The following is a 20,788-nucleotide window of genomic DNA, read 5'->3' as shown; positions in this document are numbered from 1 at the left end:
CATCATACGTGAATTCTAACTTGATATTTTACCGGAAAAATTGTAAATATACAATCCATCCGGTCGGAATAACTTGTATTTTGTCAATGATATGATCACATATACATCAAAATCATGATCATACTCTTTTCATGAAGTTTGCTAAGGGTTAGAACAGGTTTTTGATCCCGTCAAAGAGATCCACGAAGAAATCCTTCACGGCACGGAAGAACAAACGGAACCATCCGCCTTTTTCCGCCTCTTCCGCAGTGATCAAGTTCACTGTTTTTTCCTGTGGCTCAATTCCATCTGCTTTATACGTGTACGTTACTGTACCAACCTTTGTACCTGCCTTGATTGGTGCTACCAGCTTGTCAGCCTCAGTTACGTTGGCTTTGAACGTCACATCCAGGTTCTGAGTACCTTTAGGAACAACAAAACTTACGGCATTATCTGTTACGACAGGAACAGTTGTTTCTTTACCTTTTTTCAAAGGTACCGCTTCCCAGCCCGTCACTTTGGTCTTGCCTGCGACAGCCTGTTTTACTTCAAAGTTGTTAAATCCAAAGTCCAGTACCTTTTTGGTTTCTCTGAAACGTGCAGATTCCGAATCTGTGCCCATAACAACACTGATGAGACGCATACCGTTACGTTCAGCTGTACCTGTAAAGTTATTACCTGCGTTCGTGGTATGGCCTGTTTTCATTCCGTCCAGACCTTCATAGGCATAGCTTTTGAAGTTGGTTATATTTTTATTCGCTTCCAGCATCCAGTTGTAGTTGATAATTGGAGCTTTATCATTTGGACGGAACTTATAGGATTGAATGGTTGTGAAATCTTTGTAGTCTGGGTGATCCATGATGATATATCTGCAAAGAATCGCAGCATCCATTGCGGACATCACTGTTTCCTTGTCTTCAGCTGGACGGAAGTCGGCAGGCATATCTGCTCGGTCTAGACCGGAAGAGTTGATGAAGAACGTATCCTTCATGCCCATACGCTTCGCTTCATCATTCATCATTTTCACGAAAGCTTCTTCCGAACCGGCAACATGTTCAGCCAAAGCAACCGTAGCATCATTGGCAGATCCAACAGCCATAGCAATATAGAGATCCTTAACTGTGTGCTGGTCACCTTCTGCGAGGAAAATACGCGACCCGATACTTTGTGCAGCATTCTTTTTAACAGTTACAATATCGTCCCAGCCGAATTTACCTTGTTTGACTTGTTCGGCGACAATGTACTCTGTCATCATTTTGGTCATACTTGCAGGTGGCATCGCTTTATCCGCATCAACATTTAGTAGAATCTGTCCCGTTGAGGCTTCCATAAGCACTGCAGATCTAACTTCAAGCCCAAGTGAGTCTACCCCAGGCACCTGCACGGCTTTCTCCGTCTTTGTTGTTGTTGCTGCAGCAGTCAGAACCTGACCGGAGTTATCCGCAGCAGCCATGACCGGCATTACTGCAGACATGCAAAGCATGTTAATTAGCATTACCGAGGCTACGCTCTTTTTGAGCATTTGGCGTTTCTTTTTATTCATGTGTTTGGCTTTCAATGATGAATACTCCCTTCGATCCAAAGCATTGTGAATTGCTTCAGTGCAGCTTATGCTGCGATTTTCTTGTTCCCTAACCTGTGTGTTTGATGTATGAGATGTGTGCTATATGCGCTGTATCGAACGAGCAATATTATTGCCCCTAAAGTTCGTTATCGATTGTCACTTAGTCCGCATTTTGCAAATGCTTATGTAAAAGGACGTCCGCGCTTCTGTTTACCTGGCAGTCTTTTCTGGCACTGCATTTGCTTTTCAAAACCATATTCATAGATTCACGTCAAAAAACCGCCGCAACGCCTTAATCCACCCATGGATCGTCACCGCTTGTTCTATTCTATCACAGGGGTATCTGCAAAAAAAGACAGACCCGGTGAAAATCACCGAGCCTGTCCTGGAAATGATTAACTCTCTTCAGATTACAACGAGTAGTTAGGTGCTTCTTTGGTAATCTGTACATCATGGGGATGACTTTCGCGCAGTCCCGCACCTGTAATTCGGATAAAGCCTGTATCGTTACGAAGTTGCTCCAAGTTACTTGTACCACAGTATCCCATACCCGAACGCAGACCACCAATCAGTTGGTGGATCGTATCAGACAATGGTCCTTTGTAAGCGACACGACCTTCGATTCCTTCCGGAACCAGTTTCTTGTCATCATCTTGGAAGTAACGATCTTTACTACCTTGTTTCATTGCAGCCATTGAACCCATACCGCGGTATACTTTGTAGCTACGTCCTTGGAAGATTTCAGTTTCTCCCGGGCTCTCTGCTGTGCCGGCAAACAAACTTCCCAGCATCACCGCGTGTGCGCCTGCAGCCAGTGCCTTCGTAATTTCACCAGAATATTTGATTCCGCCATCCGCGATAATCGGAACTCCATATTCGCGTGCCACCGTTGCACAATCGTACACTGCAGTTACTTGAGGTACACCAATACCAGCGATAACACGTGTTGTACAAATCGAACCTGGACCAATACCCACTTTAACTACCGAAGCCCCTGCTTCGATCAGGTCACGAGTGGCTGCGCCAGTAGCGACGTTACCTGCAACGATGGTCAGGCTAGGGAAACGTTCACGAAGCTGACGTACAGCTTCAATGATATTGATATGGTGTCCGTGAGCCGAGTCTACCGTAATCAGGTCAACACCAGCTTGTACCAAAGCATCAGCACGTTCAAATGTATCTTTGGAAATACCAATCGCTGCACCAACCAACAGACGTCCTTGAGCGTCTTTGGCTGCATGAGGGAATTGAATGGCTTTCTCAATATCTTTAATCGTGATAAGACCTTTCAATGTGTTTGTCTCATCAACTAATGGAAGTTTTTCAATCTTGTGCTTCTGAAGGATACCCTCAGCTTCTTGCAGTGTAGTGCCTACAGGAGCGGTAACCAGATTCTCACGAGTCATGACCTCGCTAATTTTGATGCCGTAATCATGGATAAAACGCAAATCGCGGTTAGTCAAAATACCAACCAGCTTCTGATCTCCTTCAATAATAGGTACACCGGAGATCCGATATTTCGCCATTACTGCTTCCGCATCAGATACCAGATGATCTGCCGTCAGTGAGAATGGATTCGTAATTACGCCACTCTCCGAACGCTTAACACGATCTACTTCTTCTGCCTGTTGTTCAACCGACATATTTTTATGGATAATACCGATACCGCCTTCACGTGCAATGGCAATAGCCAATGTCGCTTCAGTTACCGTATCCATACCCGCACTAATCAAAGGAATATTTAGCTTTACATTATCGCTCAAACGAATAGATACATCTACTTCTTTAGGCAGTGTCTCGGATTTCCGTGGCACTAGCAATACATCATCAAAGGTGAGGCCTTCCTTACCAAATTTATCTTCCCACACGCAAGTGTTCCTCCTTATGTTTGCTCAGCTTTACGGTCCAAAACCCGAAGATTCCAGGCTGTATTTTACGCCGAAAATACGTTTTCTGAAAAATTTATTATTGCCATCTTAGCAAAGCGATATTTAGACTGTCAAGGAAAAGTACTTGGTTATATCAGGTGTATTGCCTGATGAACACAACTGTTTTTCCAGAGCGGACAAGTCTAGTTATTACACAAAAAAACGTCAATTCGTATCGAATAACGTTACATTTATACAACCTATTGTGCTGATAAATCAATACATCCAATCTGTATTTTAATCCCATACTGCATAATAAAACTATATAATAAAAACCACCACCGAATAACATCGGCAGTGGTTCTTTGCTTGGCGGCGTCCTACTCTCCCAGGACCCTGCGGTCCAAGTACCATCGGCGCTAGAGGGCTTAACGGTCGTGTTCGGGATGGGTACGTGTGGAACCCCTCCGCCATCGCCACCAAACGCGTAGCTTACATTTCAGAGTGTTGTTCTCTGAAAACTAGATTCGAAACGAAACACGCGAATTACAACTTGCTATTGGATAAGCCCTCGACCGATTAGTACTGGTCAGCTCCATGCATTGCTGCACTTCCACCCCCAGCCTATCTACCTCGTCGTCTTCAAGGGGTCTTACATACTGGGAAATCTCATCTTGAGGGGGGCTTCACGCTTAGATGCTTTCAGCGTTTATCCCGTCCGTACATAGCTACCCAGCGGTGCTCCTGGCGGAACAACTGGTACACCAGCGGTACGTCCATCCCGGTCCTCTCGTACTAAGGACAGCTCCTCTCAAATTTCCTACGCCCACGACAGATAGGGACCGAACTGTCTCACGACGTTCTGAACCCAGCTCGCGTACCGCTTTAATGGGCGAACAGCCCAACCCTTGGGACCTACTTCAGCCCCAGGATGCGATGAGCCGACATCGAGGTGCCAAACCTCCCCGTCGATGTGGACTCTTGGGGGAGATAAGCCTGTTATCCCCAGGGTAGCTTTTATCCGTTGAGCGATGGCCCTTCCATGCGGTACCACCGGATCACTAAGCCCGACTTTCGTCCCTGCTCGACTTGTAGGTCTCGCAGTCAAGCTCCCTTATGCCTTTGCACTCTTCGAATGATTTCCAACCATTCTGAGGGAACCTTTGGGCGCCTCCGTTACTCTTTAGGAGGCGACCGCCCCAGTCAAACTGCCCACCTGACACTGTCCCCGCACCGGATTACGGTACCAGGTTAGAACCTAGATACGATCAGGGTGGTATCCCAACGTTGCCTCCACGCAAGCTGGCGCTCACGTTTCAAAGGCTCCCACCTATCCTGTACAGATCGTACCCAAATTCAATATCAAGCTGCAGTAAAGCTCCATGGGGTCTTTCCGTCTTGTCGCGGGTAACCTGCATCTTCACAGGTATTAAAATTTCACCGGATCTCTCGTTGAGACAGCGCCCAAGTCGTTACGCCATTCGTGCGGGTCAGAATTTACCTGACAAGGAATTTCGCTACCTTAGGACCGTTATAGTTACGGCCGCCGTTTACTGGGGCTTCGGTTCACAGCTTCGGGATTACTCCCTAACCACTCCCCTTAACCTTCCAGCACCGGGCAGGCGTCAGCCCGTATACTTCGCCTTACGGCTTCGCACAGACCTGTGTTTTTGCTAAACAGTCGCTTGGGCCTTTTCACTGCGGCCCCCTCGTGCTATTCACACTACCGGGGCACCCCTTCTCCCGAAGTTACGGGGTCATTTTGCCGAGTTCCTTAACGAGAGTTCTTCCGCGCGCCTTAGAATACTCTTCTCGCCTACCTGTGTCGGTTTGCGGTACGGGCACCTTCACCTGGCTAGAGGCTTTTCTTGGCAGTGTGAGATCATGACCTTCGCTACTATAATTTTCGCTCCCCATCACAGCTCAGCCTTACAATGTGCGGATTTGCCTACACATCAGCCTTACTGCTTAGACGGACATCCATCAGTCCGCGTCACTACCCTACTGCGTCCCCCCATTGCTCATAACGGCTTACGGTGGTACAGGAATTTCGACCTGTTGTCCTTCGACTACGCCTTTCGGCCTCGCCTTAGGTCCCGACTTACCCTGAGCGGACGAGCCTTCCTCAGGAACCCTTAGGCTTTCGGCGGATCAGATTCTCACTGATCTTTTCGTTACTCATACCGGCATTCTCACTTGTATAATGTCCAGCGCTCCTTACGGTACACCTTCAACCCTTATACAACGCTCCCCTACCCCTGATGCAAAGCATCAAGCCATAGCTTCGGTGGTGTGTTTAGCCCCGTTACATTTTCGGCGCAGAGTCACTCGACCAGTGAGCTATTACGCACTCTTTCAATGGTGGCTGCTTCTAAGCCAACATCCTGGTTGTCTGTGCAACTCCACATCCTTTCCCACTTAACACACACTTGGGGACCTTAGCTGATGGTCTGGGCTGTTTCCCTTTTGACAATGGATCTTAGCACTCACTGTCTGACTCCCGGAAGTAAGTCTATGGCATTCGGAGTTTGACTGAGCTTGGTAACCCTTGCGGGCCCCGCACCCAATCAGTGCTCTACCTCCACGACTCTGTTTTCCGAGGCTAGCCCTAAAGCTATTTCGGGGAGAACCAGCTATCTCCGAGTTCGATTGGAATTTCTCCGCTACCCCCACCTCATCCCCGCATTTTTCAACATGCGTGGGTTCGGGCCTCCAGTGCGTGTTACCGCACCTTCACCCTGGACAGGGGTAGATCACCCGGTTTCGGGTCTACGTCCACGTACTCATTCGCCCTATTCAGACTCGCTTTCGCTGCGGCTCCGGCTCTTCACCTTAACCTTGCACGGGAACGTAACTCGCCGGTTCATTCTACAAAAGGCACGCCATCACCCCTAAAACGGGCTCTGACTTTTTGTAAGCACACGGTTTCAGGTTCTATTTCACTCCCCTTCCGGGGTGCTTTTCACCTTTCCCTCACGGTACTGCTTCACTATCGGTCGCTAGGAAGTATTTAGCCTTGGCAGATGGTCCTGCCGGATTCATACGGGGTTTCACGTGCCCCGCACTACTCGGGATCCGTCTCGGAGGGAACAGACTTTCAATTACAGGGCTTTTACCTTCTTTGGCGGGCCTTTCCAGACCTCTTCGCTTAACCGGTTCCTTTGTAACTCCATGTGAGACGTCCCACAACCCCAAAGAGCAAGCTCTCTGGTTTGGGCTTCTCCGCGTTCGCTCGCCGCTACTGACGGAATCACTATTGTTTTCTCTTCCTCAGGGTACTTAGATGTTTCAGTTCCCCTGGTATGCCTCTACATAACCTATGTATTCAGTTATGAGTAACTGGAAATTACCCCAGCTGGGTTTCCCCATTCGGACACCCCCGGATCAAAGCTTGCTTACAGCTCCCCGAGGCAGTTTCGTTGTTCGCCACGTCCTTCATCGGCTCCTAGCGCCTAGGCATCCTCCGTGTGCTCTTAGTAGCTTAACCAATTGCTCAATATGAGCAATAGCAATCTACCGTTTTTATTTAAACTTGTTTGCACAAGTTCAGCTAAAAAGGAATGTTCTAATTCGCGTTTGTTTCGTTTCGATATCTAGTTTTCAAAGAACAAGCTCCATGCAAAAGCAAGCTGTTTGAGAGTTTGAGCTCTCAAAACTGAGCAACGAGTGAGTGTTTTGCAGCTGAGCTGCATATTTGAATGTTTCCGTTGCAGGAAACGATTCTCCATAGAAAGGAGGTGATCCAGCCGCACCTTCCGATACGGCTACCTTGTTACGACTTCACCCCAATCATCTATCCCACCTTCGGCGGCTGGCTCCTTGCGGTTACCCCACCGACTTCGGGTGTTATAAACTCTCGTGGTGTGACGGGCGGTGTGTACAAGACCCGGGAACGTATTCACCGCGGCATGCTGATCCGCGATTACTAGCAATTCCGACTTCATGCAGGCGAGTTGCAGCCTGCAATCCGAACTGAGACCGGCTTTGTTGGGATTGGCTCCATCTCGCGATTTCGCAGCCCGTTGTACCGGCCATTGTAGTACGTGTGTAGCCCAGGTCATAAGGGGCATGATGATTTGACGTCATCCCCACCTTCCTCCGGTTTGTCACCGGCAGTCTATCTAGAGTGCCCACCCGAAGTGCTGGCAACTAAATATAAGGGTTGCGCTCGTTGCGGGACTTAACCCAACATCTCACGACACGAGCTGACGACAACCATGCACCACCTGTCTCCTCTGTCCCGAAGGAAAGGTACATCTCTGTACCGGTCAGAGGGATGTCAAGACCTGGTAAGGTTCTTCGCGTTGCTTCGAATTAAACCACATACTCCACTGCTTGTGCGGGTCCCCGTCAATTCCTTTGAGTTTCAGTCTTGCGACCGTACTCCCCAGGCGGAGTGCTTAATGTGTTAACTTCGGCACCAAGGGTATCGAAACCCCTAACACCTAGCACTCATCGTTTACGGCGTGGACTACCAGGGTATCTAATCCTGTTTGCTCCCCACGCTTTCGCGCCTCAGCGTCAGTTACAGCCCAGAGAGTCGCCTTCGCCACTGGTGTTCCTCCACATATCTACGCATTTCACCGCTACACGTGGAATTCCACTCTCCTCTTCTGCACTCAAGTCACCCAGTTTCCAGTGCGATCCGGGGTTGAGCCCCGGGATTAAACACCAGACTTAAATGACCGCCTGCGCGCGCTTTACGCCCAATAATTCCGGACAACGCTTGCCCCCTACGTATTACCGCGGCTGCTGGCACGTAGTTAGCCGGGGCTTTCTTCTCAGGTACCGTCACCTTGAGAGCAGTTACTCTCCCAAGCGTTCTTCCCTGGCAACAGAGCTTTACGATCCGAAAACCTTCATCACTCACGCGGCATTGCTCCGTCAGGCTTTCGCCCATTGCGGAAGATTCCCTACTGCTGCCTCCCGTAGGAGTCTGGGCCGTGTCTCAGTCCCAGTGTGGCCGATCACCCTCTCAGGTCGGCTACGCATCGTCGCCTTGGTGAGCCGTTACCCCACCAACTAGCTAATGCGCCGCAGGCCCATCCCCAAGTGACAGATTGCTCCGTCTTTCCAGTTTCCTTCAGGCGAAGGAAACAACTATTCGGTATTAGCTACCGTTTCCGGTAGTTGTCCCAAACTTGAGGGCAGGTTGCCTACGTGTTACTCACCCGTCCGCCGCTAACCATCAGAGAAGCAAGCTTCTCTTCAAGTCCGCTCGACTTGCATGTATTAGGCATGCCGCCAGCGTTCGTCCTGAGCCAGGATCAAACTCTCCAATAAAGTATTGAAAAGAGCGATAAGCTCATTTTGAATCTGACGAGATTAAAATCTCATTTGTGCTCCAGTCGATTCAAGCCAAGGCTTGTTTCGAACTTTTGCGTTCATTCTGCAAGCAGAATGTTTACTCACTCGTTGTTCAGTTTTCAAAGATCAAACTTGTTTCGCTACCGAATGTCGTTCTCTTCAGCAACTTTTATATCTTATCACATCCGAACCAACTTTGCAAGCTCTTTTTTTAAGTTTCTTTCGAAGCTTATTTCGTTTGCTTGCCGCACCGTGTAAACCGTGTTTTCTTGGCCGGAATTAGAATATACCATGTACAGATTTTGAATGCAAGTCTTTTTTTGAAACTATATTAACAATCGGTTTGATCTAATACAGACGTACATATGGTACTCTCCCAACTTAGCAAGTTCATACGCACGTCCATTTTCACTTTAATGTTTAACATTCCTAGCAGGAACCTTTCTTGGCCATAAACTGTAACTAAAGCTTATCAAAAAATCGATTCCGAGTATCATTCCCCACACTTTGATCAGATTATTGAAGACAGCTGTACGTTCAGCATCTCCAACCCACCATATCATGGCTAATAGAAAAGCACTGCCTATTGCCCAAGCCAATAGATGTCTAAACCATCCACTACGCTCACGACTCGCATGTTCTCTACCATATAACTTGTTGCTGCGAGGGTTCTCCCCACTCTTGAACCAATATAGGAAATATCGATCCGCCCAAGCGATCATCTGGTGACCATAAGCAATGCTTACTCCTATATACACCGCAGCTATACCATGAATTATACTTGCTGTAGCTCCTCGCTGTAGATCCATAACTGTAGCAACAAGCAATAACAGATCGATAATCGGCGTCGCCATTAACAAACCGATGCCTAACCGCTTCATGCCAAGGAGATACCTGACACTCAGACCCGTGAACACAAACACCCAAAAGGCAATCTCACAACCTATAATGATATAACCAATCATTTCAGCCTCTCCTTTTTTTGATACAAATGTATTAAATATAATTTAGCACGTATGTATTATAATAATCAATAGTGATATAATACACCTATGCCTAAAATTGTTGATCATGATAAACAGCGCGTGCTGGTAGCAGAGGCGGCTTGGCGTATTATACGAAAAGATGGCATGGAACAGGCCTCTGTTCGAAATATCGCTGAAGAAGCTGGAGTTTCGGTTGGCTCAATGCGTCACTACTTTTCTACTCAATCGGAACTACTACGATATGCCATGAATCTGGTATCCGAACGGGTATCCCATCGAGTCCAAAAAATGTCCTTTACCGGCTCTCCCATGGACAATATGAAATGCCTATTGCTCGAATTCTTACCAAACACAGAAGAAAAACTGGCCGAAATGGAGGTGTGGTACGCTTTTACTGCCAGATCCAACACCGATCCTACACTCAAAGAACTTGCTAATACCGTATATGATGAACTCAGACAAGCTGTAGGTTCTGTTATCAACTACCTGATAAAGCTCGACCTCTCCAGACCCGATCTGGACAAAGAACTGGAGATCGAGAGATTGTATGCACTGGTGGATGGCTTAGGCATACATACCGTGCTTAGACCGGATCAGATGAATGCCCAGCTCATGGACGATGTTCTCACCTTACATCTTGCTTCTTTGTGTCGTTAAACCAAAAAAACCGCAGCACATTCGTTGTGACTAAGGCCCGTTACGATAACAGGAGTTAGTTCTGAATGTCTGACGGTTTTTCTTTTTATCCGATAATGATCCGGCCTTCCGGATGACGATACAGTTTCTTCTCTTTGCGCGGACGAAGGGCATACGCGATGGTTAATGGCCCAATCCGACCTACAAACATGGTAAAGGTAATAATAATTTTTCCCCAATTGGTCAACTCATCAGTCACTCCCACGGAAAGACCCACGGTACCGATTGCGGATGCAGCTTCAAACATCAGTGAAAGGAATGGCGCATCCTCCGTCGTCAGCAGAAGCATTACCACGATCATGAATATGATCAGAGAAACCATAATAATGGTCAACGCCCTCATCAGCAGTTCCTTTGGAACACGCTGGCGGAAAAACACGATATCCTTATTTCCCCGAATCATGGCATACACTGCACCAATCATGATCAGGAATGTAGTTGTCTTGATCCCGCCCCCGGTCGATCCCGGGGAAGCCCCGATAAACATCAGCAGAATGAAGAAAAACTGGGTAGCCTGCCTCATCTCCGTGATATCGATTGTACTTGTTCCCGACGAACGTGTAGAGACAGATTGGAAGAAGGACGCATAGATCTTCTCGCTCCAGGTGAGTGAAGCCAGTGTATGTCCATTGGTGAATTCGAAAACAAACAACACAATCGCTCCTATACCGATCAGCGCTCCGGATACAGACAGCACCAGTTTGGACTGAAGAGATAGACGGCGGCGTTTGCGATACTCAAACAGATCATTTAATACAACAAAACCTAGTCCACCAGAGATAACGAGCACGGAAGCAGTCAGGTTGAATATCCAGTCTCCGGTGTAGTATTGAAAGCTATTGCCGAACAGATCAAATCCACCATTATTAAATAATGAAACAGAGTGGAATATTCCATAGTATACGGCCTGACCCAATGGCATCTCCGTTGCCCAGCGCAGCGCTAGTATGACAGCAGCCACTCCTTCAATGGTAAAGGAGAAAATCAACACCTTGCGGATAATGCGTACTATCCCTTCCATACTGTCTGCATTAATGGCTTCTTTGAGTAACAATCTGTCCTTGAGTGAGATTCGCTTGCCCAATACAAGCGCAAAGAGGGTAGCCATGGTCATGAAGCCGAGTCCACCAAGCTGCATTAATACCATAATGACGATCTGACCAAACAAATTAAAGGTCGTCCCTACATCCACAACGACAAGTCCAGTCACACATGCGGCAGAGGTTGATGTAAAAAGCGCGTCAATAAACGCCAAATGCTTACCGCTTTGGTTGGAGATTGGCAACATGAGAAGCACCGTTCCAATCGCAATAATAAGCAGAAAACCACCGACCAGAATTAACGGAGGAGATAAGAATTTGGCAAAGTGAAGCCTGAACTTCATGAAGGGCACCTCTTTTAACAAAAATACGAACAGGTTAATCTAACAAATTCAAGACGCGGTATTACCCTAATGGTGTGCTGTGAGCAAGGGCCTTCTGACAAACTTTATTTTTCGCGTCTATGTAAACCTAAAGAGGAACTTGCCCCAGCATCATACTGAACGGCAGGTTCCTCTTCTATTATGAACGTATCCTACGTTCCTTATTTAATCTTGCGTACGAGGACGCATGTGCGGGAAGAGCAGTACGTCACGAATCGACGGGGAATTGGTAAGCAGCATGATCAGACGATCAACCCCGATTCCCAATCCGCCTGTTGGTGGCATACCATATTCGAGCGCACGGATGAAGTCGTCATCCATCTCATGAGCTTCGTCGTTCCCATGTTCTTTCTCCAGCATCTGTGCTTCAAAGCGCTGACGCTGATCGATTGGATCATTCAGCTCTGTGAAGGCATTGGCATGCTCGCGTCCAACGATGAACAATTCGAAGCGATCCGTGAACCGCGGATCTACATCATTTTTCTTCGCCAGTGGTGAGATTTCAAGAGGATGTCCCATAATGAATGTCGGCTGAATCAACGTCTCTTCCACAAACTCTTCAAAGAACGCGTTCAGAATATGACCAAATGTCATATGTTTTTCAACCGGAACCTTATGTTCCTTCGCCAAGTTGTGTGCTTCCTCATCCGTCATGTGTACGGAGAAGTCTACGCCCACAACTTCCTTAACTGCATCCACCATCGTAACACGGCGCCACTGCGGTGTAAGATCTACTTCATAATCTCCATACTGGATCACTTGCGTACCCAGTACTTCCTGTGCAATATGAGCAACCAGGTTCTCTGTCAATTGCATAATATCTTTGTAGTCGGCATATGCCTCATACAATTCAATCATTGTGAACTCCGGATTGTGACGTGTGGACATACCTTCATTCCGATATACACGGCCGATCTCATATACCTTCTCCAGTCCGCCAACAATCAGACGTTTCAGGTGAAGTTCAATCGCGATTCGCATGTACAGTTCCATATCCAGCGCATTGTGATGCGTAATAAACGGACGTGCTGCAGCTCCTCCTGCGATCGTATGCAACGTAGGTGTTTCCACTTCCAGATATCCAAGGGAATCCAGGTAACGGCGCATCGATTGAATGATTTTGGAACGTGCGATAAAGGTTTGTTGTACATCCGGGCTCATAATCAGGTCAACATAACGCTGGCGGTAACGCAGCTCTACGTCGGTGAGACCATGGAATTTATCCGGAAGCGGATAGAGCGATTTGGACAGCACTTCAAGATCTTTCACTTTGACAGAAGTTTCACCTGTTTTGGTCTTAAAGATCACGCCTGTTACCCCAACGATATCGCCAAGGTCCAGCAGGCTAAATGCCGCATACTTGTCTTCAGGCACGCTATCCTGACGAACATAGATCTGGATTCTGCCGCTCAGGTCCTGAATATGTGCGAAGCTTGCTTTACCCATTCCCCGCTTCGCCATAATCCGTCCGGCAATACTGACTTCGATGTGCTTCTCTTCCAGCTCTTCCTTGGTCAGTTCTTCATACTTCTTCAGAATGGAGCCGGCTTCTTCGGTACGTACGTATTTTTGGCCAAAAGGGTCGATTCCCAATTTGCGGAGCTCGTCCAATTTGTCACGGCGAATTTGTAAAAGCTCGCTAAGTTCGGTTTCCTGATTCAAGACTTCATCCGTCATGATCTGTATTCATCTCCTTATTTACATTGCAGGCATCCCGTGAGGACACTCTTCCTCAAATGTTGAAAAAGCTTCCCTAGGGAAGCTTTTGTTTACCGTGCCCAACTGCTTCGTTACTATAGCTTTTTAATATCTACAATTTTATATTGAATTACGCCAGCAGGCACACTTACATCAACAACTGTACCATTTTTCTTGCCCAGGATCGCTTTACCAACAGGGCTTTCGTTTGAAATCTTGTTCTGAAGCGGGTTAGATTCAGCAGAACCTACAATTGTATATTCTGTGATATCACCGAATTCCAAATCTTCCACAGTAACTGTTGCACCTACACTCACGACATCGGTGTCAATCTCATCACTGTTAATAATGCGTGCGTTCCGAAGCATTTTCTCCAAAGTAATAATACGACCTTCAATGAAAGCCTGTTCGTTCTTGGCATCTTCGTATTCAGAGTTCTCACTGATATCTCCATACCCGATGGCTACCTTAATCCGTTCAGCCACTTCGCGGCGCTTCACTGATTTCAATGTTTCCAGTTCTTCTTCCAGCTTCTTAAGTCCCTCTGGTGTAAGGATAACTTCCTTGTCGCTCATCTCAACCGATTCTCCTGTCATGGGAATAATTTGGATTGTACGGCAACGGAATCAGTGCCAATTACATAGCTCCGCCCGCATACATCTTCAAAACTATATGAAGTTCTCCAGAGAAATAGAATATTCCTCCTGATGACTAGCCTTTAATTAACGCACATGGCGAATTTATACTGTGAAAGTATAGGGGAACGATCTCGAAAAGTCAATGTTACGTCCTCTATAGCTGTAAACGTTTTACAGTCTTAATTACGATGCACTTCCGGCGATTACCGGTTCTGACTCCAAATTGCCTTCGCTTTTCAGCTGACTCACAAAGTTCTCCAGAATCTGTACCATCTCATCACGCTTGGTACCTTCCATAATAACGTCCTTGATGCGAGCAGATCCTTTCAAGCCTTTCAGATACCAAGCCAGGTGTTTACGCATCTCGCGTACAGCAACCGTCTCATTCTTCAGTGCGATCAGGCGATCCATGTGCAGGATGGCAACACGGATCTTCTCTTCGCCATTCGGGTCAGGAAGCAATTCCCCCGTGCTTAAGTATTGAATGGTACGATACAGCATCCAGGGGTTACCCAGGGCAGCACGACCGATCATAACTCCGTCACAACCCGTTTCATCCAGCATACGGCGTGCATCCTCTGGTGTATGGACATCGCCATTGCCGATCACTGGAATAGAGACAGCCTCTTTTACATCTTTGATGTGTGACCAGTCAGCCGTGCCTGTATAGAGTTGCTCACGCGTACGGCCGTGTACACTTACCGCCTGTCCACCCGCACGTTCAACCGCGAGCGCATTCTCAACCGCGAAAATATGCTCGTTGTCCCAGCCGATACGCATCTTGACCGTCACCGGCTTCTCAACCGCGTCCACAACAGCGGATACCATCTCATAGATTTTGTTCGGATCAAGCAACCAACGTGCACCTGCATCACATTTCGTTACCTTTGGCACAGGGCATCCCATGTTAATGTCGATAATGTCTGCATTGGTTTCTTGGTCCACGATTTTGGCTGCTTCTACAAGGGAATCACGATCTCCCCCAAAAATCTGAAGGCTCAGCGGTTTCTCACGCTCATCTACAAACAACATCTCACGTGTACGCTGGTTGCCATGGACAATGGCTTTGCCACTCACCATCTCCGCGCATACGAGGCCTGTTCCGAATTCTTTTGCGATCAAACGAAAAGCCGGATTACATACGCCAGCCATCGGCGCAAGTACGACCTGGTTTTTCATTTCAATGCCACCAATGTTAAGCACGGTAGTCGTTCCACTCCTTTTTTATTTCTGTATATATCACGATATAAAGTTCGATCGGTGTCTTGGTTGTTGTAACATGACGAAACCGAAAGGGTTCTAGTTGCCCCGCAACTCCTCGATACTGATTGCCAGCACACCAGCAATTCGATCGAGCTCTTGCTGTGATACCTTACGGTTTCCCCGTTCAATGGTTCCCAGAATGGCCAGCGAGATGCCGGTCTCGGCCGCAAGTTCATGTTGTGTTAAACCTTTCAGCTTCCGGAATGCCCGGATTCGATTGGCCAATTGCATGTTTTCCAAAGCTGTATTCCATCCTTTCCATCCAGTACAGACAACGATGAGTGTACAAAGGTATACAAACCTGAAATCTCGCCCTCCGGTACGATATCCGACAGTGGGACCAGCACAAAAGCCCGTTCTCCCATACGAGGATGAGGCAATTGAAGTAATTCGGTATCTCGCGTCTCACCGTGCATCCAGAGCAGATCCAAATCAACGGTGCGCGGTCCCCAGCGAATATCACGAACACGTCCAAGTCGGTTCTCGATATCCAGTAATTCCGTGAGCAACTGCTCCGGTGTCAGCATCACCTGTACAGCGACTGCCATATTCAGAAACGCAGGCTGATCTACATATCCTACAGGCTCCGTCTCATATAGTGCAGAACAACGCAGAACGGATATATGAGGGTGTTCATCCAGCAAAGACAATGCTTCAAACAGCGTCTGTTCCCGGTCACCCAAATTGGCCCCTAAAGCAATATAAGCCTCTGAAGATTCAGAGGTCGAATGTGCAATCATGATCGGTTCTCACTTTCTTGTGCGGCGAAGCTCTACCGTTACGCCCTCAAAATGAATATCGAATGGCGGATGTGGCTTCGTCACCTTGACTGTCAATGCATTGATAATAGTATAAGTGTCTAGTAAAGAAGATGCAATATGTTCGCCCAAAGCTTCAATTAACTGGAATGATTTATTCTCTACAATCTGTTTTACCAGCTCATGGATATCTGCATAATTAATCGTTTTGGTCAGATCATCGTTACGTCCAGCCTCACCCAGGTCCATATCAATCTCCAGATCAATATAGTACCGCTGCCCCAGCTTCCGTTCTTCTGCAAAAACACCATGATATCCGTAATACTCCATACGATGCAATACCATTCTATCCATACGATCCGCCTGCCCTCTATATATATTGAAATAATTCTCTATTTTGAAGATATCTTTTTGCTTCGCCTTTGAAAAAACGCTGAGCTTTCACTAGTCGGGTCACTCGGACCCGCCAGCATTATTTCCTCCGTAGACCCGGAGAAGCATATAACATGGCATCACACATGTCTGCCGTCCGCCGAATCGGCTTCACATCATGAACCCGAACCATCTGGCAGCCTTGGGCAATGCCAAATGCAACGGTCGCAGCCGTTCCTTCCAGCGCATCATCCGCACCAACATCCAGGGTGTTCTGGATGAATCTTTTACGTGAGGTGGCTAGCAGAACGGGATATCCCATTTCATTGAGCAAACCGAGCGATGACATGAGCCTCAGATTTTCTCCGATATCCTTCACAAAACCAATACCCGGGTCCAGGATAATTTGCTCTGCTTTCACGCCGGCTCCCAGTGTAATTTGTATACTCTCCTGCAAATCGCTCATGACATCACTCAGATAATCAATGTAATTCCGATCCTGCCGATTATGCATCAAAATGATGGGACACCCTAGCTCTGCTACGGTGCGGGCCATATCTGGATCTGCCTTGGCACCCCACACATCATTAATGATATGGGCACCTGCCAGAATAGCCTGACGTGCAACATCGGCCTTATACGTGTCTACCGATATTGGAATATGCGGGGCTTGCTGATGCAATGCTTCAATAACGGGAATGATCCGGCTCAGCTCTTCATCGGCGTCCACGGCATCTGAACCTGGACGTGTGGACTCTCCGCCGATATCAATCAGGTCCGCCCCGTCCTCCATCATCTGTTTGGCATGGGCAACTGCCCGCTCCACGTTGGTGTAACGTCCGCCGTCCGAGAATGAGTCAGGCGTGACGTTAAGAATGCCCATAATCTGTGTTCTTGTACCCAGCTTCAATTCAGCTGGCCCCCATGCATAGTTCCGTTCATAGATGACAGGTGTAAGTGTCATGAAGTATACCCCGCTTTCTGCCGGTACATACCCAGAAGGACTGCTGTAACCGGGCCTATATGTCCGTTGCTGATTATTGTTTCGGCTCCCTCCTGATCGCGCAGAGTTGTAACCGGAACCAGTTCGGCAACCGAGCCTGTTAGAAATATTTCATCGGCTTGCAGGAGATCCTCCCAAGCCGCTAACGTTTCTATGCAGGGAATTCCTTGCTGCGTGGCGATCTCAAGTACCACAGCTCTCGTGATACCCGGCAGAATGCCGGTTGAGAGTGCTGGTGTGTAGAGTACATTTTCCCGTACCCAAAATATATTGCTGACGATCCCTTCCGCTATATGACCATCACGGGTTAATTGTAGCCCTTCTGCACCCTGCACATACTGCCCGTACCCGTTCAGCTCACGTTTCGCCAGAATGCTGTTCATGTAATGCAGTGACTTGAACCGCACTTCTCCTTCGGGTGTGTTGCGTGGCGTAGACAACCGTTGAAGCATTTTGCCGCACTCATATAAAGAGGGAGAAGGTTCAGGTAATGCTTTTGCCAGTATAATATGATTTGGCTTCGAATAGTCACCAGAAGGTAAGCCTAGCGGTGCTTCACCGGCTGATACCGTATAACGTACATACGCATCCTGAAGTCCGTTCGCATGCATCAGACGTTCAATCCAATCTGTCACCTCTGCCACGGTCGTTGTAAAAGGAATGCCAAGTTCCTTACACCCCGAAGACATTCGCTCCAAATGCCGTTCCAAAAGATATGGGACACCTTGATACGTCCGGAACGTCTCAAACAGTCCCAGTCCGTACAAAAAGCCGTGATCCGTTACAGGAACCACGGCCGCCGCCATATTGACCAACTCTCCGTTTATCGCGGCATATTGCATGTTAAACCTTCACTTGTTGGGACAAAAAGTTACGAAGCATCTGATGTCCGTGGTCTGTAATAATGGATTCCGGGTGGAACTGAACGCCTTCAATCGCATATTCTTTGTGGCGCAGACCCATAATCTCACCTTCAGCTGTCTCCGCTGTAATCTCAAGACAGTCAGGCAAGCTGCTGCGCTCGACAATCAGGGAGTGATAACGGGTAGCTGTAAATGGGGATGGCAATCCGGCAAATACCGATGTCCCATTGTGGTGCATCTCGGATGTTTTGCCGTGCATCATGCGCTCTGCACGAATGACATTGCCACCAAACGCTTGTCCAATGGACTGATGCCCCAGACAAACACCAAAGATCGGAATGCTTCCCTTGAAATGATCGATGACTGCCAGGCTAATGCCCGCTTCATTTGGTGTACAAGGACCCGGAGAGATCAGAATATGATCAGGTGCCAGTGCCTCTATGCCTGCCAGATCAATCTCATCGTTGCGGCGAACTTCCACCGTCTCACCCAGTTCACCCAGATATTGAACCAGGTTATACGTGAAGGAATCGTAATTATCGATAACCAGTATCATATGCCTGCTCCTCCTCATCTTCCGTCAATGCAAGTGACGGTTGCTTCGTTTTATTTTAGTTTAGTTTAATTTAATAGCTTCAGTTCGCTCCGCTTGTTCTTGTTCAACAGCTCTGCTTGCTTCCGCCTCTTCGCTGTAATTCACAGCTCTCATCATCGCTCTTGCTTTGTTGCGACATTCCTTATATTCCCGATATGGATCGGAATCAATGACAATCCCTGCCCCGGCCTGTACATAACCAATACCGTCCTTAATGGCAAGTGTACGAATGACGATGTTCAATTCCATATTTCCACTGTAATCCATCCACCCGATGGAACCCGTATAAGGCCCACGCCGCACAGGCTCAAGTTCCTCGATAATCTCCATGGTGCGGACTTTCGGCGCTCCGGTAATCGTTCCACCCGGGAATGTCGCAGCGATCACATCAAATACGGATAACCCTTCTGCCAGCCTGCCTTCCACTTGGGAAACGAGATGCATAACATGGGAATACTTCTCGATGGTCATCAATTCAGGCACATGAACCGAACCGTAGGCTGCAATCCGTCCGATATCATTACGTTCCAGATCAACGAGCATAATATGCTCTGCCCGTTCCTTCTCACTGCTGAGCAGTTCATCCGCCATAGCTTTATCTTCTGCTGCATCACGGCCCCTTCTTCGGGTCCCTGCAATGGGACGTGCACTGACTTTGCCATTCTCCACTTTGACCAGAAGCTCGGGAGATCCGCTTACCAATTGGAACTCCGGACTACGCAGCATACCCATATATGGTGATGGATTCACAAGCCGCAGCCATTCATAAATATGCTCAGCACTCGAATGAAGCCGCTTCTCCTGTCTCAAGGACAGATTCACCTGGAACACATCGCCCTGCCTGATATATTCCTGTACCGTACGCACAGCTTGTTCAAAGTCCTTCTGGGGAAAGGAGGTCTCCCATCCTTCCGATTCCCTTTCCGCATCTTCAGGCTGCGGTGTACGATTCACCTGCTTGTTGCGGCGTTCCAGTACCTGTTGTTGTTCCTCGGCCTGTGCAGCCCCCATAATATGAAGCCATCTTTGCTGCATCGCTGTCGCTCGTGCTTCGGCAGCTGAATATAGGCTACGGATATCAGTTTCGTTCCGGTCAGGCTCAATAGCCAGATGAACCATGCAGAAAAGCGCCTGCTGCTCATGGTCATACGCCCATATTTCTTCAAAGCGCATCCACCAATAATCCGGTAGAGCCGGGTTATCTTCTGCCAAGACTGGAAGCTTCTCCAATGATCTTGCTACATCATAGCTGAGATAACCTGCATATCCACCACCAAAGTCTGGAGCCCCATTAACCTTGGGTGCACTATATGGGGCAGTCCATCTCTTCAATACATCAAGCGGCTTGCCGCTGTCCGTCGAGGTGGTTCCTTGCGTCACATTATGAATAACCGCTTCTTGACCCTTACCGGAAATAACGGATACGGGGTCTAGTCCCAGAAATGTATATCTCCCGCCTTTGCCATTCTCCAGCACAATTGCGTATGGTGACGCCTGCTCCCAAGCTGCCTCCCACGATAACGGTAACCCGCCATGATACGGTCCCTCATCCGACTTCGTGATATAGGGCATCATGGTCCAGCCTTGTTCAGCCCACTCCATCCAGTCGGCGTATGTTGTCATCAGGTGTGTCATTGCGGTGTGCCGCCCTCCATCTGTCGCTAGTTCTATTGTCTGATAGTATACTAAAGCGCCGCCCCTTTTAAAAGCATTACGCCAAAAATCCTCCATACCCGTCATACGGGCAAGGAGGATTGGTTTGGTTATTTGTAGAC

15 protein-coding genes and 3 rRNA genes are annotated in these 20,788 nt (G+C 48.0%); 1 reads left to right on the top strand and 17 read right to left on the bottom strand.

The window, feature by feature from the left end; all coding sequences use genetic code 11:
* Positions 1–148 precede the first annotated feature (148 nt).
* The 6 genes from QNO02_RS00430 to QNO02_RS00405 form a co-directional block, all read right to left on the bottom strand.
* Positions 149–1,537, bottom strand: a complete 1,389-nt coding sequence (locus QNO02_RS00430; protein WP_133387540.1) for a D-alanyl-D-alanine carboxypeptidase family protein — start codon at positions 1,535–1,537, stop codon at positions 149–151.
* Between the two features lie 416 nt (positions 1,538–1,953).
* Positions 1,954–3,411, bottom strand: a complete 1,458-nt coding sequence (gene guaB / locus QNO02_RS00425; protein WP_289390816.1) for an IMP dehydrogenase — start codon at positions 3,409–3,411, stop codon at positions 1,954–1,956.
* A gap of 367 nt (positions 3,412–3,778) precedes the next feature.
* Positions 3,779–3,895, bottom strand: a 5S ribosomal RNA gene (gene rrf, locus QNO02_RS00420).
* 75 nt (positions 3,896–3,970) lie between these two features.
* Positions 3,971–6,898, bottom strand: a 23S ribosomal RNA gene (locus QNO02_RS00415).
* Positions 6,899–7,141: 243 nt separating this feature from the next.
* A 16S ribosomal RNA gene (locus QNO02_RS00410) occupies positions 7,142–8,694 on the bottom strand.
* The 16S, 23S and 5S rRNA genes sit together here, the layout of an rRNA operon.
* A gap of 437 nt (positions 8,695–9,131) precedes the next feature.
* A complete protein-coding gene (locus tag QNO02_RS00405; RefSeq protein WP_289390815.1) occupies positions 9,132–9,683 on the bottom strand; it encodes a hypothetical protein in 552 nt (183 codons plus the stop codon).
* A gap of 87 nt (positions 9,684–9,770) precedes the next feature.
* Here QNO02_RS00405 and QNO02_RS00400 point away from each other — a divergent pair, with 87 nt between their 5' ends.
* Positions 9,771–10,361, top strand: coding sequence for a TetR/AcrR family transcriptional regulator (locus QNO02_RS00400; RefSeq protein WP_249913797.1), 591 nt, complete (start codon positions 9,771–9,773; stop codon positions 10,359–10,361).
* Between the two features lie 85 nt (positions 10,362–10,446).
* On the opposite strand, the gene QNO02_RS00395 is transcribed toward QNO02_RS00400, so the two are convergent.
* The 11 genes from QNO02_RS00395 to QNO02_RS00345 form a co-directional block, all read right to left on the bottom strand.
* Positions 10,447–11,784, bottom strand: coding sequence for a TrkH family potassium uptake protein (locus QNO02_RS00395; RefSeq protein WP_091039139.1), 1,338 nt, complete (start codon positions 11,782–11,784; stop codon positions 10,447–10,449).
* A 204-nt stretch (positions 11,785–11,988) separates the two neighbouring features.
* Positions 11,989–13,500 carry a lysine--tRNA ligase gene (gene lysS, locus QNO02_RS00390; protein WP_047844500.1) on the bottom strand — a complete coding sequence of 504 codons (1,512 nt, stop codon included), beginning with the start codon at positions 13,498–13,500 and terminating at the stop codon, positions 11,989–11,991.
* Positions 13,501–13,616: 116 nt separating this feature from the next.
* Positions 13,617–14,096 (bottom strand): transcription elongation factor GreA, encoded by a 480-nt coding sequence (gene greA / locus QNO02_RS00385; protein WP_076216743.1) that lies wholly within the window; start codon positions 14,094–14,096, stop codon positions 13,617–13,619.
* 246 nt (positions 14,097–14,342) lie between these two features.
* Positions 14,343–15,362 carry a tRNA dihydrouridine synthase DusB gene (gene dusB / locus QNO02_RS00380; protein ID WP_091039137.1) on the bottom strand — a complete coding sequence of 340 codons (1,020 nt, stop codon included), beginning with the start codon at positions 15,360–15,362 and terminating at the stop codon, positions 14,343–14,345.
* A 96-nt stretch (positions 15,363–15,458) separates the two neighbouring features.
* Positions 15,459–15,653: a helix-turn-helix domain-containing protein gene (locus tag QNO02_RS00375; RefSeq protein ID WP_036668438.1), complete on the bottom strand. Its 195-nt coding sequence runs from the start codon at positions 15,651–15,653 to the stop codon at positions 15,459–15,461.
* Positions 15,614–16,162, bottom strand: a complete 549-nt coding sequence (gene folK, locus QNO02_RS00370; protein WP_091039135.1) for a 2-amino-4-hydroxy-6-hydroxymethyldihydropteridine diphosphokinase — start codon at positions 16,160–16,162, stop codon at positions 15,614–15,616. The genes QNO02_RS00375 and folK overlap by 40 nt, the downstream gene beginning before the upstream one ends.
* Before the next feature lie 9 nt (positions 16,163–16,171).
* Positions 16,172–16,534 (bottom strand): dihydroneopterin aldolase, encoded by a 363-nt coding sequence (folB, locus tag QNO02_RS00365; protein WP_289390814.1) that lies wholly within the window; start codon positions 16,532–16,534, stop codon positions 16,172–16,174.
* 118 nt (positions 16,535–16,652) lie between these two features.
* Positions 16,653–17,516 (bottom strand): dihydropteroate synthase, encoded by an 864-nt coding sequence (gene folP, locus QNO02_RS00360; RefSeq protein WP_289390813.1) that lies wholly within the window; start codon positions 17,514–17,516, stop codon positions 16,653–16,655.
* Positions 17,513–18,397: an aminotransferase class IV gene (locus tag QNO02_RS00355; RefSeq protein WP_133387502.1), complete on the bottom strand. Its 885-nt coding sequence runs from the start codon at positions 18,395–18,397 to the stop codon at positions 17,513–17,515. The genes folP and QNO02_RS00355 overlap by 4 nt, the downstream gene beginning before the upstream one ends.
* Position 18,398: 1 nt before the next feature.
* Positions 18,399–18,974 carry an aminodeoxychorismate/anthranilate synthase component II gene (gene pabA, locus QNO02_RS00350; RefSeq protein ID WP_036606106.1) on the bottom strand — a complete coding sequence of 192 codons (576 nt, stop codon included), beginning with the start codon at positions 18,972–18,974 and terminating at the stop codon, positions 18,399–18,401.
* Between the two features lie 60 nt (positions 18,975–19,034).
* Entirely contained in the window at positions 19,035–20,648 is a 1,614-nt protein-coding gene (locus QNO02_RS00345) for an anthranilate synthase component I family protein (protein WP_289390812.1), read from the bottom strand.
* Positions 20,649–20,788 lie beyond the last annotated feature (140 nt).

The sequence above is a fragment of the Paenibacillus sp. PK1-4R genome, assembly GCF_030369595.1.
Taxonomy (GTDB): domain Bacteria; phylum Bacillota; class Bacilli; order Paenibacillales; family Paenibacillaceae; genus Paenibacillus.
This window is presented reverse-complemented; position numbering and strand designations above follow the sequence as displayed.